This is a genomic window from Agreia pratensis, assembly GCF_900177685.1.
Taxonomy (GTDB): domain Bacteria; phylum Actinomycetota; class Actinomycetes; order Actinomycetales; family Microbacteriaceae; genus Agreia; species Agreia pratensis.
In genome coordinates this window covers 1,103,648-1,129,093 of sequence record NZ_FXAY01000001.1, presented here as the reverse complement: position 1 = coordinate 1,129,093, position 25,446 = coordinate 1,103,648, and the positions used below count along the sequence as shown (strand labels likewise).

Here is a 25,446-nt window from a genome sequence, read left to right as displayed (position 1 = left end):
TTGGTCAGGTCGACGACGGTGTCACCGGCGGTGAGGGAGAAGCCGGAGCCTTCGTGCTTGATGGTGCCCTGCACGTAGGGGCGGTACTTCTGGGCCGGGTCGTAGTAGTCGACGTTTCCGCCGGTGATGGGGAAGTGGAGCGATCCGTCGGTCAGGGTCGCGGTTCCGACGGTGCCGGGGGTAAGGCCGAGGCTGGTGAGAGCGGCGGCGAAACCCGAGTCGAGGAGAACGGCGGTGTCGACTCCGGTGAGGCTCGGGATCGATGCGACCGGTGTGGGGGTCGATTCGGCCGATGATGTGGGCGACGACGACGTCGACTCGGTCGACTCGGACGAGCTGGAGCAGGCGGCCAGGGAGAAAGCGAGGAGACCGGCAGCGGCGAGGCTGATCGAGGTCTTGGCGAGTGAGCGCATGAGGTGGGTTTCCTTTGCTGGGGAGTTGTTGCGGACACATGTAGTTCGCCACCCCTCAGAAATCGGATTGGTCGGGGCGTGCTTCACGTCAGGAAAACCCGGGTCGCCGCGCGCGAGAAGTACGCAATCGCGCCAATTTTCCTGAATTGGAGCGGCGACTAGGCGCATCCGTGACCATGGGCATCCGGATGCAGGTGCCAGCCGATCGTTGAGATGCGCGAAATGGCCGCATCCGCATCAAGCGAAGCGGCCATACTCCGCACCTCGTTGCTACGAACGCGCAGCGGGCTGCTTCTCAGCGAGCCAGTTCGTGATCGTGGTGGCGACGAGATCGAGATGTGATTCGAGCAGGAAGTGTCCGCCGTCGATGAGCTCGAGGCGGGCATCCGGCGCATCACGGAGGAACGCGCGGGCACCCGCGGCATCGAAGATCTCGTCATTGCGGCCCCAGATCGCGAGGATGGGAACCTGCGAGGTACGGATCCACTCGTGGACGGCGGGGTAGAGATCTCTGTTGGTCGCGTAGTCGCGGAAGAGGTTCAGCTGCACATCGTCTTGTCCTGCCCGGGCGAGGAGCGCGAGGTCGTGTTCCCACGCATCCGGATCGACGGTCGACGGATCGGGTACGCCGTGGGTGTACTGCCATTCGACCGCCGCCCGTTCGAGGGCTGGGCGAAGAGCATCGCGCGTCTCGACTGTGCGCTCGGCGGCATCGGCCCAGATGGGGTTCCAGAACTCGGGTACGAATCCCTCTTCGTAAGCGTTGCCGTTCTGCGTGATGACGCCGACGACGGCGGCCGGATCGCTCAGCGCCAGGCGCCATCCGATGGGGGCGCCGTAGTCCTGCACGTAGATCGTGTATTGCGTGACGCCGATGGCGCTGAGAAAGCGGCTCGTCGTCTCGGCCAGTGCTGCGAAGGTGTACTCGAAGTCGTCGACCGAGGGCGCGGAGGAGCGCCCGAAGCCGATGTGGTCGGGTGCGATGACGCGGTAGTGCTCGGCCAGCCGCGGGATGAGATGCCGGAACATGTGCGAGCTGGACGGGTATCCGTGGAGCAGGACGAGCACGGGAGCGTCTGCAGGGCCGGCTTCGCGCCAGAACACGTCAAGCCCATCGATAGAGACGGAGCGGTGATGAACAGCAACCATTACTAACCTCCTAAAGTTGTTTTACTGGTTAGTTGGACAGTAGCATGGACTGAGCGCGCACACCGAGCACAGGAGGAGAAGTCATGGATGGGCAAGAGGAGCTGTTGCTGGCTGTCTTGAACAGTGCACCCATGGTGGAAGGCCGACCCGTCGACGGCCTCGACGGAGCACCGGGGCGCCAGCTGGCTCTCAGTAGGGGCGGAACCGGAGCCGCAGACGAGGTTGCGCAGCTGCGCCGGGCTCGCGACTCGATCCAGTCGGTGGTCCGCGGAGATGATCCGTCTGCGATCGACGAACTGACCAGACTCATCGACGGCACGGTGCGCACACCGCGCGTTACCCGAGACGGCATCGTGTGGCAGCTCGACTCCAGGGCAGAGAACAGTCTTGCGGTGCGCACGGTGCTGGCTTGGTCGACCGTGACCAGACAGTATCCCGGGCGGCTTCGCGCCTGCGCGAATGACGAGTGCAACCTGTTTCTCATCGATCACAGCCGCCCCGGCACCGCGAAGTGGTGCTCGATGGCGACCTGCGGCAACCGGATGAAGGCGCGCACTCACGCGAGCCGGTCACGCAGCTGAGGTCGGCTGCACCTGTTCTGCGTCTCGGCTCGAGCGGCGGCGCCGCAGGTAGAGGGCGCAGGCGGCTGCCGTGAGCAGCGCGACCGCGGCCCAGAAGAGAGCCAGGTTCAGCCCGTAATCGAGCGGCAGGATCGTGGGGTTCTTGGTGCCCAGCGACTTCTTGTAGATCTCGGGCAGCACCAGCATGCTCATGATCGCGCCCACGACGACGCCGCCCTGGATGATGACGAGCACGCCGAAGGGAATGCGGCGACCCGCGCGGCGCATCCAGACGTCGAGCAGCAGAAGCAGCGGCGACAGGATGCCGTCGTGCACGATGATGGCGGCGCCGATCCAGACGATCACTCCGAGGATCTGGTCGGGGCGCTCCTTCTGCACCATGATCAGAGCGCCGAGAAACAGCCCTGCGAGACCGATCACGATCAGGATGATCCGGGCGACCCTCATTCGTGTGACCTTCATGCCTCGACCTCCAGCTTGCTGAGCCACTTGGTCTGCAGAACGCCGGGCCGCCCGGGCGCGATCATGCGCGCGGGGTAGCCGTGGTCGATGTCGAGGGTGTCGCCGTTGACCTCGAGTGCGACGAGGGTCGACGAGTCGAAGGCGTACTCCGGTCCCATCTGGGTGACCCGGTAGCCGCCCTTCTTCTCGAGGCTCGTGAGCTTGAGTCCCTGCGAGGTGTCGGCTCCGACCTTGTTGAGCAGCTCGCGCAGACGCACGCCCTTCCAGGTTGCCATCTGACTCCAGCCCTCGACGCACGAGATGGGCAGCTCGACGGTGGTCTGGGGCAGTGCCAACAGCTCGGCGCGGGTCAGGGTCACCGTTCGGCGGCCGTTCGAAATGGTGAGCGCCCAGTCGGGCGACACTGCCGTGTCGAGAACCTGCGCCGCCTTCGCGGTGCGGTTCACCGGCAGGGCGTTCGGGCCGGTTCCCTTGACGCGCGGCGCGAAGATGTTGAACGGGCTGAGGGCCGCGAACGATTGACCGGCGGTGAGAGCCACGACGGTAGCCGTCGAGACGCCGACCGCGGTCATGAATCCACGTCGGCTCACCGCGGGCTCGGGTTCTGGCGCGCCGTCAATCCAGCGGAAGATGCGACCGGTGACGCCGCCGACCGGAGCCGATTCGGCGACGGGAGCAGCGGCATCCGGAGTCTCGTCGACCGCTGTCTCGCCGCGCAACTCGCGCGACCCTTCAGAGTTGCGGCTCCAGAAGCGGGCGATCATGGGCAGCTTCACGGCGATATGGATGGCGAGCGAGCCGATGACCACGAACGAGAGTGCCCAGTGCACCTCGCGAAAACCGAACTTCCACGGGTACCACTGGTAGGTGTTGAGAAGGCCGATGGTGATCTGCACGAGCGAGGCACCCACGAACAGGGCGATGGATGCGCGCTCGAGCAGGTGCAGCGGGCTCTTGACCGGGGGTGTCTGGAACAGCTGCGGATAGATCGTGTAGAGCTTGCCGAGAATCAGGGGAAAGCAGGCGATTCCGGCCGTGATGTGGATGCCCTGGGTCACCTGATAGAGCTGCGCGGGCACCGTAGAGAACCGCATCCACGGCTCGGGCTCCTGCAGAAAGTGACTGTAGAGGCCGGTGCCGAAGCAGAGCAGGAACGCGATCGCGAGGAGACGACCGATGACGACGGCCATGCGCGGATTACGCGGGGGCGCCGCGAGAGCCTGCTGCGTGTACGAGAGAAGGCGTCTCACGGCGGCGGCCTAGGCTCGTCGATCGAGCTGCAGGTCGCGCACGCCGGCCCTGACGCTGACGCGGTCGAAGACCTCGGCGAAGCGCCCGTCGGGGGCGATCGCGGCGACGTCGCGGGCATCGTCGATGGAGTCGACATCGTTGATCTCGGCGAGCAGTTTGACGCGCATCTCGGCCTCGAGCAGTCGCTCCAACTGGTCGCGACCTGTCTCGGCCTCAGACATGGCCACCCCGCGAATGAGCGAGCCGTCGGGCTCGCGCATGCCGAGCGCCCAGAAGCCTCCGTCGCTGGCGAACCCGAACCAGGCGTCGATGTCGTCGTGCCAGCGGGTGATCACGGGCTCGAGTAGCTCGCGCGTGACCTGAGGGGTGTCCATGCCGATCATCAGCAGGGGGCCGTCGACCGAGTCGAAGAGGTAGCCGAGACGCTCGTCGAGCGTGCCTTCGTTCTGATGCAGAATCTCGAAGCCGCGTGCTTCGGCGGGCGGGTTCTCGCCGTCGAAGAACAGGATGCGCCGGTCGGCAGGAACGGCCGAGACCACATCGAGCGTGTCACCCAGGCTTGCGGATGCGATCTCAGCAGCCTCGACGAGCGAGAACGGCGGGTGCAGGCGCGTCTTCACCCGCCCGGGAATGCACTCCTTGGCGATGACGGCGATGGTGAGCATGAGTAGAGGACTCCTGTATTCGAGAGGCACTGCGAGTGAACGACAGGTGTCGTCACTCTAAGTACTTCGTCGCGGAGGCGCTATCGGATTCCTTTGCACCTGTATCTACTGTATGGACCATCGCGACGGGCGCGCCCCAATCGGGAGTCAGCGCAGCGAAAAGAGCCAGCCCAGCAGCCCCGCAACGACCATCCCCGCTGCGACAAGTCCGTAAACCCAGAGGGCATGCCGCCTATCCACGGCCCATGCGTTAGACCGCATCGGCAGGGCGGCGCTGAATCCGGCTCCGGGGTTGGCCGACGCAACCGTCGCCGCCTGCGCGCGCAGCTCGTCGATCAGTTGCAGCACCCTTCGCCACGTGGAGGCGTCCAGCGTCGACAGCTTCTCTGGCGAGTAGACGAACAGCCACCCGGGCATCGACTCGAGGGCGAAACCCACGCCACCGTCGTCGAGCAGAGACCGGATGCGGTCGGTCAGCAGAGCGTGGGCCCCCGGCACCGAGGCCACATACGTATAGAGCTCGAAGGCGCGGTCGCCATCGCCCACGATGCTCGGCTTCAGGCCGGTCGGCAGGATCGGCAGCGAAGGGAGCGGCCTGTGTAGGGCCGTGCGGCGGGACTGGAGGACGAATGGGGCCACGGGCGTGTCGATCTGTAGGGCGATGTAGCCCCACATCCTGCCCACCTGGTGGCCGGCAGGTTGCGAGATGTAGGCGCTGTTGCCCACCTCGGTGAGCAGTCGACCAGGGATGCGCACGATGTCTGCGGCGCCGCCCATGAACCGGTCGCGCCCGTCGGCTTCGTGAAAGACGAGCCCCGGCAACGCCACTTCGTTGCTGTAGGCGTAGTACTCCCAGCCGTTCTGCCGAGCGAAACGCGCCAGCGCATCCGGAGCGCCCGCCGAGAGCTCGCTGAAGTCGGGATCAAGCCAATCGCGAGCTGAACGGCCCCCGCTTCGGTCCTCCACCATGCGGCCAACTTTAGCCAGTCCGCTTGATGCGGTCACGTGCTCGTAGCGGGAGTTCCAGAGGTGTGACGCTGGTCAGCGCTCTCGCGCTGGCGTGATCAGCACTCCGCCGAATCGCGCCTCGGAATAGTCCCACTCACGTCCATCAACCCACACCCGTGCCGAAATGCATGGCAGCGGGTCGTGCTCGCCGTTCGGCCAGTGCAACACGAACCCGCCGCCAAACGACGCGTTCGATCCAGTGACCCGTGCGCCGTTCGCATCTACCGCGCGAGCCTCGCATTCGCTGCACAGGTATTCGGGGTACCGGTCGGATTGGGCGACTTGGGCGCCGCAGTTCGGGCAGGGTTGCGTTCCACGGGCACCAGGGAGAAACGGACTCATCTGACGATCGTAGGTCGAGCAGAAGATCACCTTCTGAGAGGGGCATGGCCTCGTTCGTCGAGGCCAAGTACACCTAGAGCAGCAGGGCGAAGTCGGCCCCGAACGGCACCACGAGGAGGTTGAGCAGCGCTTCCTCCATGTGGACCGGCCGCTGTATCGCTGCGCCACGCGCCCGCATCAGCGAGTCATAATTTCGTTATGACGGTGCCCGAGTTACCTCCTCTGCCGCCCTCGGTTCGGGGCGGCGCGGCAGCCTTCGACGGCCTGCCCTACCCGCTTCCCCCGAAATGGCAAGTGCATGCCGCGAAGCGCACCGCGACGTGGCTGGTGGTGTTCGGCGCGACGGCCACCTTCGCCCTCGGTGCCTTCGCTGTCTGGGCGGCGGCGCGCGGCGACCTGGTCGGCACGATCGTCTGGGCGTTCTTCTTCGCCGCAATAGGCCTGGTGACCGGTATCGCATACGAACGGTCGGGCGACGAGAAGGCTCTGCCCGCCATGATCAACGCCATTGCCCTCTCGCGAGCGGAGGTGCGTCCGGCGGACTCCTGGATTCACTTCTTCAGCCGGTCTGGCCCCGGACGCTGGCAGACCGCATTCTTCACGACAGCCGGATGCGGGGGCTCCGTGATGTTCGCGTGGGCGAGCGCGCTGGCTGTGATGAAGGCGCCCTGGGCTCTCATTGCAACGATTCCGCTGTTGCTCGGCTGCCTCGTGGTGGTGATCGCGTCGGTGATGGCGGTGTGGCTGCGCTGGCGACACTCCTCCTTCGGACGCCGACCGATCGGCATCTCTCTGGGTCGGCACGGACTCGTGTACTACTACGTCGACGGCGTAGACGAGTGGCCGTGGGAGTCGATCGCGCGGGTTCGACCGTCTGTGACCGCGGTCGACGAGAGCACCGGCGACTTCGCTCCGGGCCTCATCATCGAACCGGCTGCCGGCGCTGAGAACGACGCGAACGACTACAGTCTTGGCGGATATCAGAGCCACGCGTGGCTGATCTACACGGCCGTGCGGTACTGGTCCGAGCATCCGGATGCGCGTGGCGAGCTGAGCACCACGTTCGCCCAGCGCCGCATCGAGGGCTGGCGCGACGCGATGAGGGCTCAGCGGTTTCCGCCTGTGCGGTTGTGACATCGAATCGTACGGGGGAACGACAGACGCCTCCTCGAAATCGTGCCCTGGTCTGACGCCGGACGGAACTGTGTTTCGTAGGGTGAAACCATGCCCGGAGACACCTCAGCTCGCCCTTCGACCACTCACCAGACCCCGGAAGAGCGGCAGCGCCGCCGCCGTCGGCGTGGAATCATCGTGGGCGTCGCCGTGGTCGGAGTGGCCGCGCTGGGAGTCGGCGGGATCGTCGTCGCTGCTCCACTATTGCGCAGCTACGGCATCTACGTCGTGCCCCCGTCGCCTCAGCAGTACGCGGAGTTCGCCCTCGACGAAATGAGCCATGGACTCGATGCGACGCCGGATCACTACGCGGAAGTACGTGCCGAGACGCTCGCGGAGGTTGCGACTGCCACGGACTATGCAGGCACCTATGACGCGCTCGCGAAGGCCGCCACCGAGCTAGGCGGTCCGCACACGACATTCGCAGACCCGGCGAAGGCGGCCGAGATGTTCGGTCCGTCGTCAGGCGGCAACTCTCAGAACCAGTTGCCGACCGTCTCGAGCGCGGACGGCGTGACGACAATCCGGCTTCCCACCCTGATCGGCGGCGGCACCGGGAGCGACTCCTTCGGTCAGAAGTACATCGACACAGTCGTCGCCGCCATCGGCAAAGCGGCCCCCTCGACCTCTGCTTGGGTCGTCGACCTTCGCGAAAACCACGGCGGCAATGTCTGGCCGATGCTCGCCGCCGTAGCGCCCCTTCTCGACGACGGCACCGTCGAGACCTTCGACTCCGTCGACACCTCGACGATCATCTCCGTCGATGGGGGCGCGATCTCCTCAGGCGGCAAAGAGCAGAGCGCGGCAAGCGCTCCGCAACCGAAGGTCGGTGGACCGGTGGCTGTCGTGGTCAACGGGATGACCGGTAGCTCCGCCGAGGCGGTCGCGATCGCCTTCATCGGGCAGTCGAACGTGCGCGTCTTCGGGCAGCCGAGTTACGGGTTCAGTACGGCTAATCAGCCGATGAGGCTCTATGACGGAGCCGTCGTGAACCTCACCGTGGCTGTCGATGCCGATCGCACCGGCAAACGCTACGGCGTGCCCATCGAGCCGGATGAGACCATCGACGACACGCAGCTCACCGGCGCGATCGAGACATGGCTCGCGACCGTCGCGTGATCCTCCGCTGACGAGCTGAGGCCACTCCACTCAACGAGCATCGCCCAGAAGAGCGTGTTCAAAGGCGTAGGCCTGCCGGTCATACCCTCCGCTGGCGCCAAACACCCTGGCCCCGGCCGCGTTGTCGGCGACCGATGCCCATCCTGTCGTGCCGTGAGTGATGAACCGAACCCAGACGTCGTGAACCTCGTCGGCGAGCGTTTGCGGTGCATCGCCGAGCACAGCCGAGACACCCTCCGCGTCGAGGACATCCCAGGCGAAGGGCAGTTCATGACAGTGCGAAGCGAGGCCGGTGATGGCCGACGGATGCGCGAAGTCGTAGAGCCACGTTCGGTCACCGGCGCCATGTGCCGCGCGAAGGGCAGCGATCCCGGCGGCCGGCGCGCGGAACATCTGCGCGGTGACGAGCTGACTCGTCGCGAATTGCACGCCGATCCGCTCGACTTCTCTGCGGTATTGCGCGATCTCGCTCTCTCCGATCCCCGCGCGGGCGAGGTCAGTGATCGTTCTCTCGAGGGCGGCCGATCCGGTCTCTGCGGTGCCGGCGGTCTCGAAGCTGAACTCGTCTCGGGTGGTCCCGATCAGGAGCGGTATCCGGGCGCTGTGGCCGGCCGTCATCGTCTTGGAGGGCGCTCTGACTGTCTCATCGTCGATGACAGGCGCAAACGCGAGTCCCATGGATTCGATCGGACGAGCCCGTATGGCGTCGATGAGTTCGGCCGGCGTCGATGCCCATCCCGCGGCATCCGGCACCTGGTTGAACTCGTTCTGCGAGTCGAGGATCTGTGTCTCGTCGACAGATCGCCATCCGGCAAGCGTCGGTTCGATTCCGAGTTCCTCGGCGAAGCGCCTCCCGATGGCCTCGGCTTCCGGCGCGGTGAGGGAGCCGACGGCACCCGAATGCGAGATGACGGCGCTGAAGAGCCCTTCGGCCGCCGGTGATGCGAGCAGGGTGAGTACGCTTCCCCCGCCGGCCGACTGTCCCGCGATCGTCACTCGCGCCGGATCGCCACCGAAACCGCTGATGTTGTCGCGCACCCACTCCAAGGCGGCGATCTGGTCGAGAACGCCGCGGTTGAGCGGCGCACCATCGATCCAGCCGAACCCGTCGAATCCGAGGCGGTAGGAGATCACGACCGTGACCACTCCGTCGCGGGCGAATGATCGGCCGTCGTACCAGGGGCTGGCCGGCGAGCCTGCGAAGTATCCTCCGCCGTGAATCCAGACGAACACGGGCAGGCCTGCATCCGGCTCTCCGCCTGCCGGGGTGAACACCGACAGGCTGAGTGTGTCGTCGCCGGGAATAGAGGGCTCGGGAATCGTCGTGACCACGCCGAACGGGCGTCGCTGCGGAGTCGGTCCGTAGGCGTCGCAGGCGCGGACTCCCGACCAGGGGGCTCGTGGCTGAGGGGCGAGGAAACGGTTCGCTCCGACGGGTGGCGCGGCGAAGGGGATCGAGAGGTAGGCGGAGCCGTGCGGGTGAGGTACCCCGGAGACTGCGCCGCTCGTGGTGTTCACGGGGGCGATGGGTGATGACGCGGGGTTCATGGATGTCCTTCGAGGTTTCGGTTGTCGGGTCACTTGACCGAGCGGATGGGGAAGACGAGAAACGAGGAGAGCAGGACCATCGCGGCCGCGAAGCCGAAGATGGCGCCATAGTCGCCGCCGGTCAGCCACAGCAGGGTCGCCGCGACAACCGGGGTGATCGCCTGCGGGATGTTGGTCGCCACGTTCAAGGTGCCCAAGTCTTTGCCCGCGTCGCCGGCGGAAGGCAGCACGTCGACCATCAGTGCGACATCGACGGCGAGGTACGCGCCGTAGCCGACTCCGACGACGAGTGAATACGCGATCATCGCGGGAACGGTCGGAAAAAAGAGCGGGATCGCAATACCGAGCGCCATGATGATGCTCGCTGCGAAGACGAACACCTTTCGCCGACCGAGCCTGTCTGACAGCCGACCGAATACAAGGGTGCCGACGACGAGCGTGACCATCGAGCAGATCGACAGGATGCCCGCGACGCTGCCAGCCTCTTGCGACGCGAGGCCGAGGTAATCGGTCAGGATGTAGAGCTGGTAGGCCTGCACGCCCTGATAGCCCAGGATCATCACGAATCGACCGGCGAAAGCCCAGGCGTAATCCGGGTGCTTGCGCGGGCTGACCCAGAAACTCCTGACGAACGCACCCCAGCGAAAGGCGGTGACAGGCAGCGACTCCGACGAGCGGTCTCGGTTGACGAGAACGAAGGCGACAGCAGCGACGATCACTCCGAGGCCGAAGATCCAGAAGCCGACTCCGATGAACGTCAGTACCTGGCCCGCGATGATGACTCCGAGGGTTCCGCCGATCGCGGTGCCGACTCCGACGAAGGCAGATGCCGTCGCGCGCCCATCGGCTGGGATCCGGTCAGCGATGATGGCCGAGAGCGGCCCCTGGAAAGCGTTGAGCAGCACTTGTGCCAGAACCCAGATACCGGTCACCCAGAAGACACCGGGAGCGAACTGAAGCACGATTGTGAGCACGCCGCCACCGACACCGCCCACGAGCAACCACGGAGCGCGCCGGCCGAGACGAGTACGCGTGCGATCGGAGAATGCCCCCACTAGAGGCTGCGCGAAGAGAGTGAAAAACGACGAGGTCGCTGTCACGATCGCCAGGTTCGCGACCTTGTTCGCAGGATCGAGATCGGCCATCTGCTGCGGAAGCAGAATGACGATCACGCCCGCATAGGTGGCGAAGAGGAAGACGTTGCCCACCAGCATGGATGCCACGAGACGGCTCCGAGCCGCCCCGGTGACGCCCCGCGAGATGCCCGTCGATTCGGTGAACGGGGCCGCTTCCTAGTCGGCGTAGATGGTCTTTCCATCGGGCGTCGCGATCGAAACGGGCTGGTTGGCGTCGTCGACAGGATGTGACATGAGCTCCTCCTTGAGCACGAATATCAGACACCGACTCCGGCGTCGTGTCGCAACTCTAGAAGACCATCACGAATACTTCAACCCGCGAAGTAATTACCTGCCTCAGGCTGTGCGGAGCGGCCCGGGCGAGGAGAGGAGATCATGCCTGGCTTGGAGGATCGCTCCGTCGAGAGCGCCGAGCGCAGCTGACGATGCAGGCGGGCGTTCGGATGCCTCCGGTCCTGACCCGCTTGTCGCCCACGGGTTCGTGTACGCGTGCACAGGCACGGGCAGCGCTGAGAACTCGTCGACAATCTCGGCGAGGTATCCGCCGAGGACGATGTATTGCGGCTCGAACAGGACGACGAGGTTCTCGAGTACGAGACGCAACCACCTGACGGCCTCACCTACAGCGGCAACCGCCGCCGACTCGGAAGCGCGGAATCGCCGCACGACCTCCTGCAATGCCGCCTCGAGACCGTTGTCCACGGCGTACGCGTCCAGCCCCGCGAGGCTGACAACCCGCTCGGGGCCGGCGACGGTCACGAGACACCCGCGCCTGCCGCACTCGCACTCGATGCCGTCCGGCACCACGGAGACGTGCCCCGGTTCGAAAGCGAAACCGTTCGCCCCCAGGAGGATCGATCCGGCGACGATCGCACCTCCGCCGATGCCGGTATCTGATTTCAGATAGATCAAATCGGTGACCCCTGCCGTCTCTGGGTTGCGCCACAGAGAATTGAATTCGGCGTACGTGGCGGCGTTCGCATCATTGACGACACGGATTCCGAGACGTGGTACCCCGATCCGATCCGAGACCAGTCTCGCCAAGTCGACGTCGTGCCACCCGAGATCGATCGCGATCGGGATCACCCCGGTGGATGTGAAAACGGGGGCCGGAACGGCGAAGACCCACTGGACAATGCTCGGTGAGCCGACGATCTTCGAGGCAAAGACCTCCTCCATCTGTTCGACGAGAATGGCCACCAGCGCCTCGGGGTCGCCGTAGGGCGCCCGGAACGCGAGTTCTCGTCGGAGCAGACTGCGCCCGGCAAGATCCACGACGCAGAGATGGATCCGATCGGGCGTGAACTGCACGCCGAGGACAGCAAGCCGCGACCCGTCGAGCTCCAGTTTCTCCTGCGGGCGCCCGGCTCTGGCTCGGGGCGGCGGTGTCACCTCGACGGGCTTCGGATCAACGGGCGACGTTCGCACGAGACCGACCTCGATCAGTTCGGCAATCAGTGCGGTCAGCGCGCCCCGAACGAGCCCTGTCGTCTCGGCAAGCTGCGTGCGAGACGCGGAGCCCGCCTTCTCCAGCGAGGCAAGCACAAGCCCGAGATTGTGGTCGCGCACATCGCTCGACTTGAGACTCTCCCCTGGGCGATCCATGTGGCTCATCATCCCACTCCGCGGCTGGCGCGAACGCGCACCGTGGCTACCTGAGAGGCGGGTCATTCTCCGCGCTTCACCTCGCGCAACAGCGCCGACATGTCCTTGATCGCGATGTAGGTTCCGCGGATCGTTCCGGTGACCTTCGACCGGCCCACCCGAGGGCTGTAGGGCGTGTCGAACTCCTCGATGCGCCAACCGGCGGCGGATGCCTTCAGCAGCATCTCGAGGGGATAGCCGCTTCGGCGATCTGTCAGATCCAGAGCCAGCAGTCCGTCGCGGCGAGCGGCGCGCATCGGCCCGAGATCCTTGATCGCGATCTGCGCCCGACGCTTGATGAGAAACGAGAGAGCGCGGTTGGCGAATCGCGCGTGCAGGGGCCAGGCTCCTGCCGTGGTCGGGATGCGGCGGCCGAGAACCAGGTCGGCTTCGTCGGCCGTGATCCGTTCGACCAGGGTCGGCAGCTCGGCCGGGTCCATAGAGGCGTCGGCATCGCAGAAGGCGACGATCGGCGCCGTCGCGGCGAGCAGCCCGGCGTGGGCGGCGGCGCCGAAACCGCGGCGCGACTCGGCGACCACCGTGGCGCCGGCCGCGCGCGCGATGTCGGCCGAGGCATCCGTCGAGCCGTTGTCGACCACGATCGCGCGATAGCCCTCGGGTAGCCGCGACAGCACCCAGGGCAGGGCCTCGGCCTCGTTGAGGCAGGGCAGTACGACATCGACGAGGGCGGCGCGGGTCACGATGCGGCCGAGCGCAGAGGGGCCGTGGCGAACTCGGCCATCCCGGCATCGAAGTCGACGGTCGCGCGCCAACCGAGCTCGCGGGCCATCTTGTCGCTCGATGCGGTGATGTGCCGCACGTCGCCGAGGCGGAACTCGCCGGTGACGACGGGGTCGGATCCGTTCGAGGCGCGCGCGATGGCTGCCGCCATGTCGCCGATGGTGTGCACGACGCCGCTGCCCACGTTGTAAGTCGCGAACGACGACGACTCGACCGACTCCGTTGCGTCGAGGGCCGCGAGATTCGCCGCCGCCACGTCGCTCACGTGCACGAAGTCGCGTCGCTGGGCCCCGTCTTCGAACACCCGAGGCGCCTCGCCGCGAGCCAGAGCCGAGCGGAACAGCGAGGCCACTCCGGCGTAGGGCGTGTTCTGTGGCATGCCTGGCCCATAGACGTTGTGATAGCGCAGCGCGATCGCCGTGCCGCCGGCGGAACGTGCCCACGATGAGGCGAGGTGCTCCTGGCCGAGCTTCGTCGACGCGTAGACGTTGCGCGGATCGAGCGGCGCATCCTCGGCGATGAGCTCGGGAATCAGAGGAGTACCGGTGGCCGGGTCGAGCGGCTCGAAGCGCCCGGCCTCGAGGTCGATGACCGCACGCGCGGGCGGACGCACCTTGTCGCCGGCCTCGTTGCTGTAGCTGCCCTCGCCGTAGACGACCATCGACGAGGCCACGACGAAGCGGTCGATGCCGGCGCGCGTCATGGCGGCGAGCAGCACGGCGGTGCCCAGTTCGTTCGACGAGACGTAGTCGGGCGCATCGTAGAAGTCGACTCCGAGGCCCACCTTGCCGGCCTGGTGGCAGACGGCGTCGATGCCCTCGAGCGACCGCGCCACCGTCTCCTCGTCGCGCACGTCGCCGAGCACGAACTCCGCGCGCTCGTCGAGCGCTGGGGCCGTCTCGTGCACGTCGGCCCGCAGCGAATCGAGCACGCGCACCGACCATCCGGCATCCAGAGCCTGGCGCACGATCTCGCTGCCGATGAAGCCGGCGCCGCCGGTGACGAGCAGATGCGGCATGTGATGACCCCCAGAGACGTGGATGATCAGCCTAACCGCCGCTGGTCATCCAGGCGGTTCCGCGGGCGCGAAGCCCGAGCGTGAGGGCCCGCGCCGTCATGTAGCCGAAGCCGAACGCCAGCCAGAGCCAGACGAGTCCGGTGGTTCCGTCGGGGCCGAACAGTGCGACGAGTAGCAGAAGCGGCGCGTAGATCGCCACCGTCGCGAGCCCGGCGAGCGCGAGATAGCGGGCGTCGCCGGCCCCGATCAGCACGCCGTCGAGAACGAAGACGTAGCCGGCCAGGGGTACCCCGATCGCCATCACGAGCACGACTGCGACCAGCGCCTGGTGCACGTCGCGGCTCGACGAGAAGATGGGTCCGAGCAGAGGCGAGATCGCAGCGAGAACGATTCCGAGAGCGAGCCCGGCGCCTATTCCCCACAGCACCAGGCGACGCATCACGCCCCGCACTCGCGCGGCATCCTGCGCACCGAGGCCGTGGCCCACCAGAGCCTGCCCCGCGATGGCCAGCGCATCGAGAATGAAGGCGAGTGTAAAGAAGAGTGTCGAGGCGATCTGGAACGTCGCGAGTTCGACGACTCCGAGATCGGATGCGACGATGACCGTCGCGAGCAGCGCCGCGCGCAGGCTCGCCGTGCGCAGAAAGAGCCAGCCGCCGGATGCCGCGGCGCCGGTCACTCCCGCAAGGCCGGGCCTCAGGCTGACGCCGTTACTGCGCGATGCCCGCACGGCGATCACGAGATACACGGCGGCCATCGCCCATTGGGCGACGACGGTGCCAGCGGCGGAGCCGGCGATCCCCGCGCCGAGGCCGTAGATGAAGAGGGCGTTGAGCCCCGCATTCGCAGCGAAGCCACAGACGGCGACGATGAGCGGGGTCTTCGTGTCCTGCAGCCCCCGCAGCAGCCCGGTGGCCGCGATCACGAGCAGCATCGCGGGCAGGCCGGCGAGCGACACGGTGAGGTAGACGACAGCCTGCTCTTCGACGGCCGCGGTCGCTCCGAAGAGGCGCACGAGTGGCCGGGCCGCGATGATGCCTACGGCCACGAGCACGAATCCGAGCAGCAGCGCCAGCCAGAGGCCGTCGATGCCCGCACGGATGGCGCCGGGCCTGTCGCCCGCGCCGAGTCGTCGCGCGACCGACGGCGTCGTGGCGTAGGCGAGAAAGATCAGCAGGCCGATCGCGGTCTGCAGCAGGGCGCTGGCGATGCTCAGGCCGGCGAGCGGCGTCTCGCCCAGGTGCCCGACGAGGGCGGTGTCGGTGAGCAGAAACAGGGGCTCGGCCACGAGGGCGCCGAGGGCCGGTATGGCGAGACGCAGAATGTCACGATCCAGAGCCTTCACCCTGCGAGCCTAGCTAGGCTTGCCCAATGACGACTTCCGGCATCGATCTGAACGAACTCGACCCCTCCATCCGCCCCCAGGACGACCTGTTCAGGCACGTCAACGGCAAGTGGATCGCCCGCACGGTCATTCCCGATGACCGAGCCAGAGACGGCTCGTTCTATCAGCTGCACGAAGAGGCCGAGAAGGCCGTGCGAGACATCATCATCGAGGCGCAAGATGCCGAGCCCGGCACCGAGGAGCGCACCTTCGGTGACCTCTACGCCAGCTTCCTCGACGAGGAGCGGGTCGAAGAGCTGGGTGCAACCCCGATCGAGGCGCAGCTTGCCGACGCAGCTCGCATCTCGAGCGTGCGCGAGCTGCTCGAGACGGCCGCGCACTTAGAGCGCCAGGGAGTGGGCGGCTTCTTCCGCTTGTTCGTCGACAACGACCCGGGCAACCCCGAGCGCTACCTCGTGTTCGTCGAACAGGGTGGCATCTCGCTGCCCGACGAGAGCTACTTCCGCGAAGAGAAGTTCGCCGACATTCGCACCGCATACCTCGGCCACATCGAGCGGATGCTCGCGCTCGCGGGTCTCTCGGAACCGGCGGTTCGCGCTCAGCGCGTGTTCGACCTCGAGACCGCGATCGCGGCCACCCACTGGGACAACGTGCGGACCCGAGACGCGCAGGCCACCTACAACCTCGTCTCGTGGAACGACTTCGCGTCGTCGGCCCCGTCCGTCGATCTCGAGCTGTGGCGCTCGGCACTCGGTGCCCCGGAGGGCGTCTTCGACGAGCTCGTTGTGCGCGAGCCCTCGTTCGTCTCCGGCATCGCCGAGCTGCTTACCGAAGACCGGCTCGACGCCTGGCGTGACTGGCTGTCGTGGCAGGTCGTGCACGGCGCCGCCGCCTATCTGCCGGCCGCATTCGTGAACGAGAACTTCGACTTCTACGGCCGCACCCTCACGGGAACGCCGACCATGCGCGCACGCTGGAAGCGTGGGGTGTCGCTGGTAGAGGGCGCAATGGGCGAGGCCGTCGGTCGCATCTATGTCGACCGTCATTTTCCGCCGACGGCCAAGGCGGCCATGGATGTGCTGGTCGCCAATCTCATCGAGGCGTATCGGGCATCCATCACCGACCTCGAGTGGATGACCCCGGCGACGCGCGAGCGAGCCCTCGACAAGCTCGACAAGTTCACGCCCAAGATCGGTTTCCCGGTGAAATGGAGGGACTACTCCACTCTTTCCATCGACGCTGGCGACCTGGCGGGCAACATCCGCGCCACGAGCGAGTTCGAGTTCCAGCGCGAGCTGGGCAAGATCGGCAAGCCGCTCGATCGCGACGAGTGGTTCATGACCCCGCAGACCATCAACGCCTACTACAACCCCGGCTTCAACGAGATCGTGTTCCCGGCGGCGATCCTGCAGTACCCCTTCTTCGATGAGAGCCGGGATGCCGCGGCCAACTACGGCGCGATCGGCGCGGTCATCGGTCACGAGATCGGGCACGGATTCGACGATCAGGGCTCGCGCTTCGATGGCGACGGCAGGCTCACCGACTGGTGGACGGAGGCCGACCGTGAGGCCTTCGAGAAGCGCACCTCGTCGCTCATCGACCAGTACAACGCGTTGGCTCCTGCGCAGGTTCCCGACCAGCACGTGAACGGCGCGCTGACGATCGGCGAGAACATCGGCGACCTGGGCGGTCTGAGCATCGCGTGGGACGCGTACCTCCTCTCGCTCGACGGCGAAGAGCCCCCGGTGATCGACGGACTCACGGGTGTGCAGCGCTTCTTCTTGTCGTGGGCGCAGGCCTGGCAGCAGAAGTCGCGCGACGAGGAGGTCATTCGCCTGCTCTCGATCGACCCGCACTCGCCGAACGAGTTCCGCTGCAATCAGATCGTGCGCAACATCGACGAGTTCTATAGCGCCTTCGACGTGACCGAGTCGGATGCTCTCTGGCTGGCTCCCGAAGAGCGCGTCACGATCTGGTAGGTCTGGGCGGTCAGGCGTCGAGGGCCTGGAGTAGACGGGGCAGCAGCCGGGCGAGGGCATCGCGATCCGACGGGCTCCAGTCGGCCAAGGCGTGCTCGAGCAGGTCGTCGGCGTTCTCGGTGATTCGCCGCGCCGCGGTGATTCCTCGAGGCGTCAGGCTCAGCACCGTATTGCGTCGGTCGTCATCGTCGATGCGCTGATCGACCAGGTCGGCCTCGACGAGCGACGCGATCTGTCTGCTCGCAGTTGTGCGATCCACACCGGCTCGCTCCGCCAGGTCGGTGGACCGGGCCGCGCCCGAGGCGAGCGTCACAAGCAGTGGGTACGTTCCATCGCGCACGGGCACGTCGACCTGGTGCTGCAGGTGTGCGTAGATCCGGGAGCGGAATCGTCGCAGTAGCAGGTGCGAGAGCGAGGTGCGCACGGCCTCGACGGTCTGGGCGAGACTGGTGTCGTCAGGCATCGGATGCGGCGAGTTCGGCCTCATAATCGGCATAACCGTCTTCGATTCCAGGAACGATGCTGACGAGCTCGAAGTAGGGTTCGGCGAACAGACTGCTGTCGCGGAGCTGTTCCCACAGGTGGTTCCAGCTGCGCAGGTCGGTCGTGTCTATGATCATCACGTCACTGCACAGCGCGGTCATGCTCTCGGCGTCGATCCAGCGGATGTGGCAGTCATGGTGCGCTGCCGCCGCGGGCTCCACCTCGGCCGAGATGACATCGGCGCGCTCCGTGCGACTCAGACGGAGCCATGAAGGCAGGGCGATGAGTGAAACGATGACGACGTACTTCAAAGACGAATGAGGCATGCGTGTAATTTACACGCGATTACTGAGAAGACATAGTATTCCTGCCCGGCCGCGGCGGGCCGCGGCGAGCCAAGCTAGAACGGCGGGGGTTCGTCGTCGCCTGGCAGATGCTGATCGACAAGGTCGGCCGGTGCGGGCCGCATTCGCACCGGTGGCGACGTTCGAGTGATGTGGCCCAGCGGTGAAGTCCACTCGAGAACGTGGTCGGCGAGTTGTCTGACCGACCAGCTCGTATGGTGCTTGACCCGATGGTGCGTCGGGCAGAGCGGTGCCAGGTTCAGAATGTACGTTTTGCCGCCGAGCCCGTGATCGTGGGTGTGATCGGTGTCGCTGTCGCCGGCCGGTCGCGTGCACTGCGGAAAGCGACAGCTGCGGTGCAGTAGCTTGACGAAATCGTCGAGAATGGCGACGGGCCGGTAGCGCTTCTGGCCCTCGGTGAGCAGGCTGCCCGTTACCGGGTCGGTGAGCACCCGGAGAAAGCTGGGTGCCGAGGCGACGAGGTGGCCGGCCGTGTGCTCGTCGATGGGACCGTAGCCCTCGAGCGTGGCGGGCTCGGTGTCGTGGCCGAGCAGGCTCAGGGCGGGCACAGTGACGGCAACCTTGGGCCGAATGCCCGCAGCGACGCCAGGGATGGAGCTGCTGCCGCTGAGGATGAGGTCGCTGATCGCGTCGACGCGCAACTGTGTGAGGGTGCGTGGATCACCAGCCTTGCGCGCCGAGTTGGCGATGCTGTTGGCCATGCTCTCTATGGCCACGGCCTCGACCGCAGGCAGGTAATGCGTGAGGTAGGCCATGCCATCGGGTGCGTTCTCACGCGCGAAGTAGCGTGACGCGGCCGCCCGCTCGAAACGTTCGATCGCCGTTTCGTGCTGCACCTCTTCGGTGAGGCGTCTCGCTAGATTCTCGACCTGCACCACGGTGAGGTCTGCGGCGTCGGCGAGCATGCGCTGCTCGAACTCTGCCTGAGCCTCAGCAGGAAGCGCGGCTCCGAAGCGCACCACGATGTGGGCGTGCCGGTAACTGAACTGCCCGTTCGACAAAGCGGCCAGCGTCGCGGTGAACGACTCGGCCAGGCCCTCGCCCGTGCTCATGAGTCGGCGAGCCTCGTTCTCGGTGACACGCAGCCCCACGGCGAGCTCGGTGGCAAGCTGCCGCTCGGCGACCTGCGTGCGAGACCACTGCGGCCCGCCGGTCGACTGATCGCCGGGCGAGAGTTCGAGCGCGAGTTGCCGAGCACGATGGATGCGTTCGGCTCGGCGGGCGTGGATGCGCGCCACTTCTCGATCTGCCTCGACGATGGCCTCGACCTCGGCGCGCAGCGACTCGAGTGCGGTCGAGTTGCGCGAGAGCTGAGCCGTCGAGGTCATGACTGAAGTCAAGCACCAGCCACCGACATTGGCTCGATCGGGCAAACGATCTCTGACCAGCTTGTTAAGAGATTCGAATCGTCAGTGATTGTGGAGGAGGAGACCGCCTATCCGACCTTCATCTCGCACACATTGTCGGCGAGGTAATTGCTGAGCAACACCGAGCCCGTGTCTGCTCCCGAAACAGGAACATACGTGGAGACGTTTGCAGTAACGGAGGCACCCGGGGTGAGATTGGGGGCGAACAGCATCCATGGCTCTGGCACGACAGCGAACTGAGCAGGTGATGCGAGGTCTTCTGCGACGCCCTTGAAGATGACGTCGGTCGCTCCCGCCGGGAACGGCTCGTTACCTAGCTGTTTGATCGTCAGCGAGATGATCGCGTACCGATATCCGTCGGGAGGCGTCTCGTTGAGCGAGTTCTTGTTGAGCATCTCGTCGGTGGCGTCGAGGTTGACATCGTTGATCGTGACCTCGGCCTGGTTCTCGTCGTCGTACGTGAAGATTCCCGCCTTGCCGAGCGCGATCGCTGTTCCGTCGGTGCACACAGTGGCGTCCGCCGAGGGAGTCGGGTCGCCCGGAACAGCCGTCGGGTCGCCGGGGTACGCCTGGTCGTCGGGCGAATCCGTTTCGGAAGGATCTCCGTATGGCTTCGACGTCGAGGGGCTGCTGTAGTCGTAGTCGGAAGCGGAATCCAAAGCGGAGAAGAACGAGACCGCGTAGATGATGATGAAGACGACGCTCAAGACGAAGGCGAGGCCCGAGACGATCGTGCCGATGAGCGAGAGCACGCGAGAGCCGAGTTTGCGGAACACGGCGATGAGACCGAGCACCAGGCCGGCGATAGCGCCGAAGACGGTGATGACGTCGAGGAACGGCACCCAGCAGAACAGCAATGCCAGACCGCCGAGGATGAGACTGACGATGCCCATCCAGCCGCCCTTGCCGCTCGGCGGAATCTGGGCTTGCGCGTATGGCAGTTGGCCAGACGGCGGAGCACCGGCGGGCGTCGGCTTCGAGCCGTACACCGGTGTCGGTACCGATGAGCTCGTGGATGGCGGGGTTCCGTAGACCGGGGGTGCCCCGTACGAGGGCGCCGAGGATGAGGCGCCGGAGGTGCTCGGCGGGCCATACGACGGCGCCGAGTTGCCGATGCTCGGCGGGCCGTAACCGGGCGCGCTCGGAGCGCTGGGCGCAGACGGCGCCGTCGGCGGCTTCTGGATGGGCGGCAGCGATGAGGATGCCGGGGCCAGCGGCGCCGTCGGCGGAACAAAAGGTGGGCTCGTCGGCGCGGCCGGCGTGGCTGGCGCGGCGGCGGTCGGTGGCCCCGAGGGAAACGGCGGCATGCTCGGCGCGGGAGGCGCGGGTTCCGACGCGGCGGGCTCCGAAGCAGAAGGCTCCGCTGGGGTCGCCGGGGTCTTCTCGGTGGACTCGGGCTCGGAGGGCTCACGGGGATCGGACATGGATTGATTCTGTCAGAGGCCTCCCACCGAGATCGAGGCTTGCGCACCCGTGGCAGACAGCCGACTCGATGGCCGATCACAGGTGAATGTGGCACGATACCGGTTATCCCTCACGCGAGATTCGATCGGTCCGAAGACGAGATTCGATCGGTCCGAGCGTGCGGAGAGTGTTTCGGGAGATGTGGGGACGGTATGGCGGAGTCCACCAGAAGGCGCAATAGACGGGGAGATTCCCCTGACGCGCCCACGGCCCGGCGCGCCCGCTCGGGAGCCGCTACCGCTGGAGACGACGCGTTCCGCCGCGGGTTCGCCAGTCTCACTCAGCTCGCCCTCTCCGGGGTTCAGATCACCGCCTGTGTCATCGACGTCAAGACCGATCGACTGCTCTTCTCGGTCGACGATCACCTCTCCGTTCCGACAGCGTCGATCGGCAAGGTCCTCTTGCTCATCGAGATCGCGGCCAGGCTGAGCGCCGGCGACAAGTCGGCCCACGGCATCCTGAATCGCACGGCGCAAGACTCGGTGGCCGACTCGGGCCTCTGGCAGCACCTGCAGGTGCCGGCGCTGCCCGTCGGAGATGTCGCGGCGCTCGTCGGCGCGGCCAGCGACAATCTGGCGACCAATGTGCTCATCCGCCGCGTCGGCCTCGACGCGGTGCGCGCTCGCGGCGAAGCACTCGGCCTCACCCGCACTTTTCTGCTCGACACGGTTCGCGACTACCGCGGGCCGGATGACGCGCCGCAGCTCTCCGTCGGATCGGCGCGCGAGCTGGCCACCCTGTTCGCAGGCCTCTCGCGCGGCGAGGTCGTGAACGTCGCCACGAGCCAGCAGGTCATGGAATGGCTCGCCCTTGGCTCCGACCTCTCGATGGTCGCCAGTGCCTTCGGACTCGATCCGCTGGCGCACCGCACGAGCGATCACGGTCTGTTGCTCACGAACAAGACCGGCACCGACGTAGGGGTGCGCAGCGAGGCCGGCGTTCTGCGCGGGCCGAGCGGTTCGGTGGCCTACGCGGTCACGATGCGCTTCAACGACACCGACCTCACCGGCAGACTCGCCGTGCTCGAGGGCATGCGCACCCTCGGCACAGACATCTTGGAGTACGTCTTCTAGCGAGCAGCGCTCGATCGCAGCGCTCGTCGCGGCACCCTCACGATCAGTCCGTGGTGCTTCACCGAGAGCGATGCCGCCGATATGGGGCCGTGAGTGTCGCCATCGAGCTGGATTTCCTGGGCGTCGGCAAAGCGCACGCGCATTTCTGAGGCCTGTGCCCAGCGGATCGCGCGCGGCGTCGGGGTGAGACTGGCGACCACGCGGCCGAACCGCGTGCGGTGCAGCATCCGGTTGAAGGCGAGCCGGTAGCCGATGTTGGTCCAGCCCGAACCGCGACCGGGGCGAAAGATCACGGCGTCGAGGAGCCCGTCGTCGATGACCGCTCCCGGCAGCAGCAGCAGACCACCCGTGAGCATGCCCGAGTTGCCGACGATCACGGTGTGCGCCCGCGTCGCCACCTCGGGTCGCTCGTCGAGTCGGTATCTCAGATCGAATTGCCTGTTGCTGAAGATGCTGCGTGCGATCGGGTCGGAGTAGGCGAGCCAGCCGATGCGTTTCTTGAGGCGCTCGTTGGTGTGCCCTGCCATGTGGGCATCGAGGCCGATGCCGGCCATGACGAGAAACGCATGCTGCGACTCGCGCCCATCCGCTCTTTCGAGGATCGCGATACCCGCGTCGACCGGCCGGTCGACGCCGCGAAAAGCCGTGGCGATGGATGCCGTCAGGTCGTTGAGAGGCAGGCTCAGTTCGCGGGCGAACAGGTTGCCGGTTCCTGACGGCACCAACCCGAGGGGGATGCCGCTGCCGATCAGTGCCTCGGCTGCCGCCCGGAGCGTGCCGTCGCCGCCGGCCACGACGATGAGGTCGGGAGCCGAGCGCACCGCGTCTTCGGCCGCTGATCTGCCGTCGTCGCTGGCGCTCGTCTCGAACCACTCTGATGCCGACCAGCCCGCGAGGGCCTCCTCTCGAGCGACCGCGGCTCGGAGTGTCTCTAGCGAGACCTTCGCGGGATTGACGACGACAGCGGCCCTCCGCCGGGGCGACTCTTCAGCTGGCTCTCCTGAATCTCCGTTCACGCCAGCCAAGAATAGTGCCGCTTGTTCTTCGTTACATCGAGCCGACCAGGTGAGCCTGTCGACCGTCGCGAGCGAACACCGGAATGACGGAGAGCGGGGCGGACACCGTGAGCCATTGCCCGCCTGCATGCTCGGTGCCCGTGGCCAGCTCGGTCCAGCTCGCGCCGCCGGGCAGGTACACCTCGCGCGACGTCGCGCCCGGCTGTGTGACAGGGGCGACGAGCAGGTCGGAACCGAACAGGTACTGGTCGGCCACGGTCCAGGCGACCGGGTCACTCGGGAACTCGTGGAAGAGCCCTCGCATCACCGGCTGCCCCGACTCGTGAGCCTCGCGCATGGCCTCGCGGGTGTACGGCCGCAGACGCTCGCGAAGCATGACCAGGTCGGTGAGAATGGGGGTCAGCTCGTCGCCGAAGCTCCAGAGCTCGTTCGGTGCTCCGGTGTTGGCGCGGCGCGAGCCGTCGGCGGCACGCACCGGCGCACTTGGTTTGCGGTCACCGTGCATGCGCATGACCGGGCTGAACGCGCCGAACTGGAACCAGCGCACCAGCAACTCGCGGAACGCCGGATCGCTCGGGTCGCCGCCGGAGAAGCCGCCGATGTCGGTCGTGAACCAGGGGATTCCCGCCACCCCCATGTGGATGCCGGCGGTGATCTGACGGCGCAGGTCGGCGTAGGTCGAATGAATGTCGCCCGACCAGACGAGGGCGCCGTAGCGTTGGCTGCCCGCCCAGGCCGTGCGCACCAGGTTCACGATCTCGGTCTGGCCGTCGGCGCGCTGACCTTCGTAGAAGCCGCGCGAGAACGACTGCGGATAGATGTTGCCGATCTGTACGTTGGGCCCGGCGGCGTAGCGGAAGTTGTCGTAGTCGTACACGCCGTACTCTGGCTCGGCCTCGTCGAGCCAGAACGTGCGGATGCCATGGGCGCCATAGTTGCGCCGGCAGGTCTCCCACACGAATTGCCGTGCGACCGGATTGGTCGCATCGTAGAAGGCACTGGGGCCCTCGAACTGCATGTGCAGGTCGAGCCCGCGCTCGGTCTTGACGAGCAGGTTCCTCTTCTTCATCTCGATGTAGTTCTCTGATTCGACGGAGACCTGGGGCCAGATCGAGACCATGAGTTCGATGCCGAGCTCGCGCAGCTCGGACACCATCGCCGAGGGGTCGGGCCAGAACTCCTCTTCGAAGCGATAGTCGCCCATGTGCGGCCAGTGGAAGAAGTCGGCCACGATCACATCCATGGGCAGGCCGCGCCGCTTGTGCTCCCTGGCCACCTCGAGCAGTTCCTCCTGATTCGAGTAGCGCAGCTTGCACTGCCAGTAGCCGAGGCCGTGCTCCGGCATCATCGGCACATGCCCTGTCGCCTCGGCGTACGCCCGGGTGATGTCGGCGGGGGTGTCTCCGGCGGTCACCCAATAGTCGAGCTGCTTCGTCGACTCGGCCACCCACTCGGTGCGGTTGGCGGCGAAGGTCGCGCGGCCGATCGCAGGGTTGTGCCAGAGGAATCCGTAGCCCCGGCTCGAGAGCACGAAGGGCACGCTCGACTGCGAGTTGCGGTGGGCGAGCTCGAGCGTGCAGCCCTTCAGATCGAGGATGTCCTGCTGGTACTGGCCCATGCCGTAGAGCTTCTCGTCGGGGTCGGTCTCGAACGAGGCGGTGAGTCGGAAGTCTCCGCCCAGGTGCGCCCGCTGCTCCCTGGCCCGCAGCTTGAGCGCTCCGCCGCTCGGCAGCTCGGAGAACAGCAGGGTTCCGTGCCGATCGTAGAACGTCAGTGAGCACGAGACCTCGTGGTAGCCGGTCTGGTATCCGAAGCCCTCGGTGTGCTCGAGCACCACGGTGATGCCGCCGTTCGTGAGGGTCGCTCGATCTTCATCGATCGTGACCTCGGGCTGGATCTGCTCGGCGGGCAGGAGCGCCCATTCCGTGTCGAGCACGTCGGTCATCTGGGCTGCGCGCACCCGCACGCTGTCTGCCCCCCATGGCTCGACCGCGATAGTCTCGCCGTCGCCCCGCCACAGCAGGCGGGCGCCATCGAGTTCGAATGCAATCTGGTTCATCTTTTCCTCGTGAATCTCTCGGTTGTGCGCGACGGGCCTGCGTGC

At 66.5% G+C, this 25,446-nt stretch carries 22 protein-coding genes and 1 pseudogene; 5 read left to right on the top strand and 18 right to left on the bottom strand.

Annotated features, from left to right (window positions below; translation table 11 throughout):
- Positions 1-413 (bottom strand): annotated as a pseudogene (locus tag B9Y86_RS05380) (hypothetical protein); the annotation flags it as partial.
- A gap of 270 nt (positions 414-683) precedes the next feature.
- Positions 684-1,562 (bottom strand): alpha/beta fold hydrolase, encoded by an 879-nt coding sequence (locus tag B9Y86_RS05375; RefSeq protein WP_085483602.1) that lies wholly within the window; start codon positions 1,560-1,562, stop codon positions 684-686.
- Positions 1,563-1,645: 83 nt separating this feature from the next.
- Between B9Y86_RS05375 and B9Y86_RS05370 the strand changes: the two genes are divergently transcribed.
- Positions 1,646-2,143 (top strand): CGNR zinc finger domain-containing protein, encoded by a 498-nt coding sequence (locus B9Y86_RS05370; RefSeq protein WP_085483600.1) that lies wholly within the window; start codon positions 1,646-1,648, stop codon positions 2,141-2,143.
- On the opposite strand, the gene B9Y86_RS05365 is transcribed toward B9Y86_RS05370, so the two are convergent.
- The 4 genes from B9Y86_RS05365 to B9Y86_RS05350 form a co-directional block, all read right to left on the bottom strand.
- Entirely contained in the window at positions 2,132-2,605 is a 474-nt protein-coding gene (locus tag B9Y86_RS05365; protein ID WP_085483598.1) for a hypothetical protein, read from the bottom strand. The genes B9Y86_RS05370 and B9Y86_RS05365 overlap by 12 nt on opposite strands.
- Complete coding sequence (locus B9Y86_RS05360) at positions 2,602-3,855, bottom strand: molybdopterin-dependent oxidoreductase (RefSeq protein ID WP_085483596.1); 1,254 nt, start codon at positions 3,853-3,855, stop codon at positions 2,602-2,604. Before B9Y86_RS05360 ends, B9Y86_RS05365 begins: the two co-directional genes overlap by 4 nt.
- Before the next feature lie 9 nt (positions 3,856-3,864).
- Positions 3,865-4,521 (bottom strand): TIGR04282 family arsenosugar biosynthesis glycosyltransferase, encoded by a 657-nt coding sequence (locus B9Y86_RS05355; RefSeq protein WP_085483594.1) that lies wholly within the window; start codon positions 4,519-4,521, stop codon positions 3,865-3,867.
- 147 nt (positions 4,522-4,668) lie between these two features.
- Complete coding sequence (locus tag B9Y86_RS05350; RefSeq protein WP_085483592.1) at positions 4,669-5,490, bottom strand: hypothetical protein; 822 nt, start codon at positions 5,488-5,490, stop codon at positions 4,669-4,671.
- Positions 5,491-6,069: 579 nt separating this feature from the next.
- On the opposite strand from B9Y86_RS05350, the gene B9Y86_RS05345 reads away from it, so the two are divergent.
- Positions 6,070-7,005 carry a hypothetical protein gene (locus B9Y86_RS05345; RefSeq protein WP_085483590.1) on the top strand — a complete coding sequence of 312 codons (936 nt, stop codon included), beginning with the start codon at positions 6,070-6,072 and terminating at the stop codon, positions 7,003-7,005.
- A 90-nt stretch (positions 7,006-7,095) separates the two neighbouring features.
- Complete coding sequence (locus tag B9Y86_RS05340) at positions 7,096-8,163, top strand: S41 family peptidase (RefSeq protein WP_085483588.1); 1,068 nt, start codon at positions 7,096-7,098, stop codon at positions 8,161-8,163.
- Positions 8,164-8,193: 30 nt separating this feature from the next.
- Here B9Y86_RS05340 and B9Y86_RS05335 read toward each other — a convergent pair whose 3' ends face one another.
- From B9Y86_RS05335 to B9Y86_RS05310, 6 genes are all read right to left on the bottom strand, one after another.
- Entirely contained in the window at positions 8,194-9,711 is a 1,518-nt protein-coding gene (locus tag B9Y86_RS05335; protein ID WP_085483586.1) for a carboxylesterase/lipase family protein, read from the bottom strand.
- 29 nt (positions 9,712-9,740) lie between these two features.
- A complete protein-coding gene (locus tag B9Y86_RS05330; protein ID WP_085483584.1) occupies positions 9,741-10,925 on the bottom strand; it encodes an MFS transporter in 1,185 nt (394 codons plus the stop codon).
- Between the two features lie 258 nt (positions 10,926-11,183).
- On the bottom strand, positions 11,184-12,452 hold the full coding sequence (locus tag B9Y86_RS05325; RefSeq protein WP_176223262.1) for an ROK family protein: 1,269 nt from the start codon (positions 12,450-12,452) through the stop codon (positions 11,184-11,186).
- A gap of 62 nt (positions 12,453-12,514) precedes the next feature.
- The gene (locus B9Y86_RS05320; RefSeq protein WP_217809164.1) at positions 12,515-13,192 is read right to left on the bottom strand and encodes a glycosyltransferase family 2 protein; all 678 of its coding nucleotides are present in this window, start codon (positions 13,190-13,192) and stop codon (positions 12,515-12,517) included.
- Entirely contained in the window at positions 13,189-14,250 is a 1,062-nt protein-coding gene (locus B9Y86_RS05315; protein ID WP_085483580.1) for an NAD-dependent epimerase/dehydratase family protein, read from the bottom strand. Before B9Y86_RS05315 ends, B9Y86_RS05320 begins: the two co-directional genes overlap by 4 nt.
- Before the next feature lie 31 nt (positions 14,251-14,281).
- Entirely contained in the window at positions 14,282-15,595 is a 1,314-nt protein-coding gene (locus B9Y86_RS05310; protein WP_244894637.1) for an MATE family efflux transporter, read from the bottom strand.
- A gap of 26 nt (positions 15,596-15,621) precedes the next feature.
- Between B9Y86_RS05310 and B9Y86_RS05305 the strand changes: the two genes are divergently transcribed.
- A complete protein-coding gene (locus B9Y86_RS05305; protein WP_085483577.1) occupies positions 15,622-17,574 on the top strand; it encodes a M13 family metallopeptidase in 1,953 nt (650 codons plus the stop codon).
- A 10-nt stretch (positions 17,575-17,584) separates the two neighbouring features.
- Here the strand turns inward: B9Y86_RS05305 and B9Y86_RS05300 are convergent, their stop codons facing one another.
- The 4 genes from B9Y86_RS05300 to B9Y86_RS05285 all read right to left on the bottom strand — a co-directional run bounded on the left by B9Y86_RS05300 (position 17,585) and on the right by B9Y86_RS05285 (position 21,213).
- Positions 17,585-18,037: a MarR family winged helix-turn-helix transcriptional regulator gene (locus tag B9Y86_RS05300; RefSeq protein WP_176223261.1), complete on the bottom strand. Its 453-nt coding sequence runs from the start codon at positions 18,035-18,037 to the stop codon at positions 17,585-17,587.
- Positions 18,030-18,383 (bottom strand): darcynin family protein, encoded by a 354-nt coding sequence (locus B9Y86_RS05295; RefSeq protein WP_085483845.1) that lies wholly within the window; start codon positions 18,381-18,383, stop codon positions 18,030-18,032. Before B9Y86_RS05295 ends, B9Y86_RS05300 begins: the two co-directional genes overlap by 8 nt.
- Before the next feature lie 74 nt (positions 18,384-18,457).
- Positions 18,458-19,750 (bottom strand): HNH endonuclease signature motif containing protein, encoded by a 1,293-nt coding sequence (locus tag B9Y86_RS05290; RefSeq protein WP_085483573.1) that lies wholly within the window; start codon positions 19,748-19,750, stop codon positions 18,458-18,460.
- A 107-nt stretch (positions 19,751-19,857) separates the two neighbouring features.
- A complete protein-coding gene (locus tag B9Y86_RS05285; RefSeq protein WP_139824735.1) occupies positions 19,858-21,213 on the bottom strand; it encodes a hypothetical protein in 1,356 nt (451 codons plus the stop codon).
- Between the two features lie 192 nt (positions 21,214-21,405).
- On the opposite strand from B9Y86_RS05285, the gene B9Y86_RS05275 reads away from it, so the two are divergent.
- Positions 21,406-22,326: a serine hydrolase gene (locus B9Y86_RS05275; RefSeq protein WP_085483567.1), complete on the top strand. Its 921-nt coding sequence runs from the start codon at positions 21,406-21,408 to the stop codon at positions 22,324-22,326.
- On the opposite strand, the gene B9Y86_RS05270 is transcribed toward B9Y86_RS05275, so the two are convergent.
- A complete protein-coding gene (locus tag B9Y86_RS05270) occupies positions 22,323-23,342 on the bottom strand; it encodes a diacylglycerol/lipid kinase family protein (protein WP_085483565.1) in 1,020 nt (339 codons plus the stop codon). The genes B9Y86_RS05275 and B9Y86_RS05270 overlap by 4 nt on opposite strands.
- A 31-nt stretch (positions 23,343-23,373) precedes the next feature.
- Complete coding sequence (locus B9Y86_RS05265; RefSeq protein WP_085483563.1) at positions 23,374-25,401, bottom strand: glycoside hydrolase family 31 protein; 2,028 nt, start codon at positions 25,399-25,401, stop codon at positions 23,374-23,376.
- Between the last annotated feature and the right edge of the window lie 45 nt (positions 25,402-25,446).

Excerpts from the sequence above, each read along its gene's own strand:
- B9Y86_RS05340 (WP_085483588.1), top strand. The coding sequence starts at position 7,096 with ATGCCCGGAGACACCTCAGCTCGCCCTTCGACCACTCACCAGACCCCG.
- B9Y86_RS05355 (WP_085483594.1), bottom strand. The coding sequence starts at position 4,521 with ATGCTCACCATCGCCGTCATCGCCAAGGAGTGCATTCCCGGGCGGGTG.
- B9Y86_RS05375 (WP_085483602.1), bottom strand. The coding sequence starts at position 1,562 with ATGGTTGCTGTTCATCACCGCTCCGTCTCTATCGATGGGCTTGACGTG.
- B9Y86_RS05295 (WP_085483845.1), bottom strand. The coding sequence starts at position 18,383 with ATGCCTCATTCGTCTTTGAAGTACGTCGTCATCGTTTCACTCATCGCC.
- B9Y86_RS05285 (WP_139824735.1), bottom strand. The coding sequence starts at position 21,213 with ATGTCCGATCCCCGTGAGCCCTCCGAGCCCGAGTCCACCGAGAAGACC.
- B9Y86_RS05305 (WP_085483577.1), top strand. The coding sequence starts at position 15,622 with ATGACGACTTCCGGCATCGATCTGAACGAACTCGACCCCTCCATCCGC.
- B9Y86_RS05275 (WP_085483567.1), top strand. The coding sequence starts at position 21,406 with ATGGCGGAGTCCACCAGAAGGCGCAATAGACGGGGAGATTCCCCTGAC.
- B9Y86_RS05290 (WP_085483573.1), bottom strand. The coding sequence starts at position 19,750 with ATGACCTCGACGGCTCAGCTCTCGCGCAACTCGACCGCACTCGAGTCG.
- B9Y86_RS05345 (WP_085483590.1), top strand. The coding sequence starts at position 6,070 with ATGACGGTGCCCGAGTTACCTCCTCTGCCGCCCTCGGTTCGGGGCGGC.
- B9Y86_RS05335 (WP_085483586.1), bottom strand. The coding sequence starts at position 9,711 with ATGAACCCCGCGTCATCACCCATCGCCCCCGTGAACACCACGAGCGGC.
- B9Y86_RS05365 (WP_085483598.1), bottom strand. The coding sequence starts at position 2,605 with ATGAAGGTCACACGAATGAGGGTCGCCCGGATCATCCTGATCGTGATC.
- B9Y86_RS05265 (WP_085483563.1), bottom strand. The coding sequence starts at position 25,401 with ATGAACCAGATTGCATTCGAACTCGATGGCGCCCGCCTGCTGTGGCGG.
- B9Y86_RS05330 (WP_085483584.1), bottom strand. The coding sequence starts at position 10,925 with ATGCTGGTGGGCAACGTCTTCCTCTTCGCCACCTATGCGGGCGTGATC.
- B9Y86_RS05300 (WP_176223261.1), bottom strand. The coding sequence starts at position 18,037 with ATGCCTGACGACACCAGTCTCGCCCAGACCGTCGAGGCCGTGCGCACC.
- B9Y86_RS05315 (WP_085483580.1), bottom strand. The coding sequence starts at position 14,250 with ATGCCGCATCTGCTCGTCACCGGCGGCGCCGGCTTCATCGGCAGCGAG.
- B9Y86_RS05350 (WP_085483592.1), bottom strand. The coding sequence starts at position 5,490 with ATGGTGGAGGACCGAAGCGGGGGCCGTTCAGCTCGCGATTGGCTTGAT.
- B9Y86_RS05370 (WP_085483600.1), top strand. The coding sequence starts at position 1,646 with ATGGATGGGCAAGAGGAGCTGTTGCTGGCTGTCTTGAACAGTGCACCC.
- B9Y86_RS05325 (WP_176223262.1), bottom strand. The coding sequence starts at position 12,452 with ATGGATCGCCCAGGGGAGAGTCTCAAGTCGAGCGATGTGCGCGACCAC.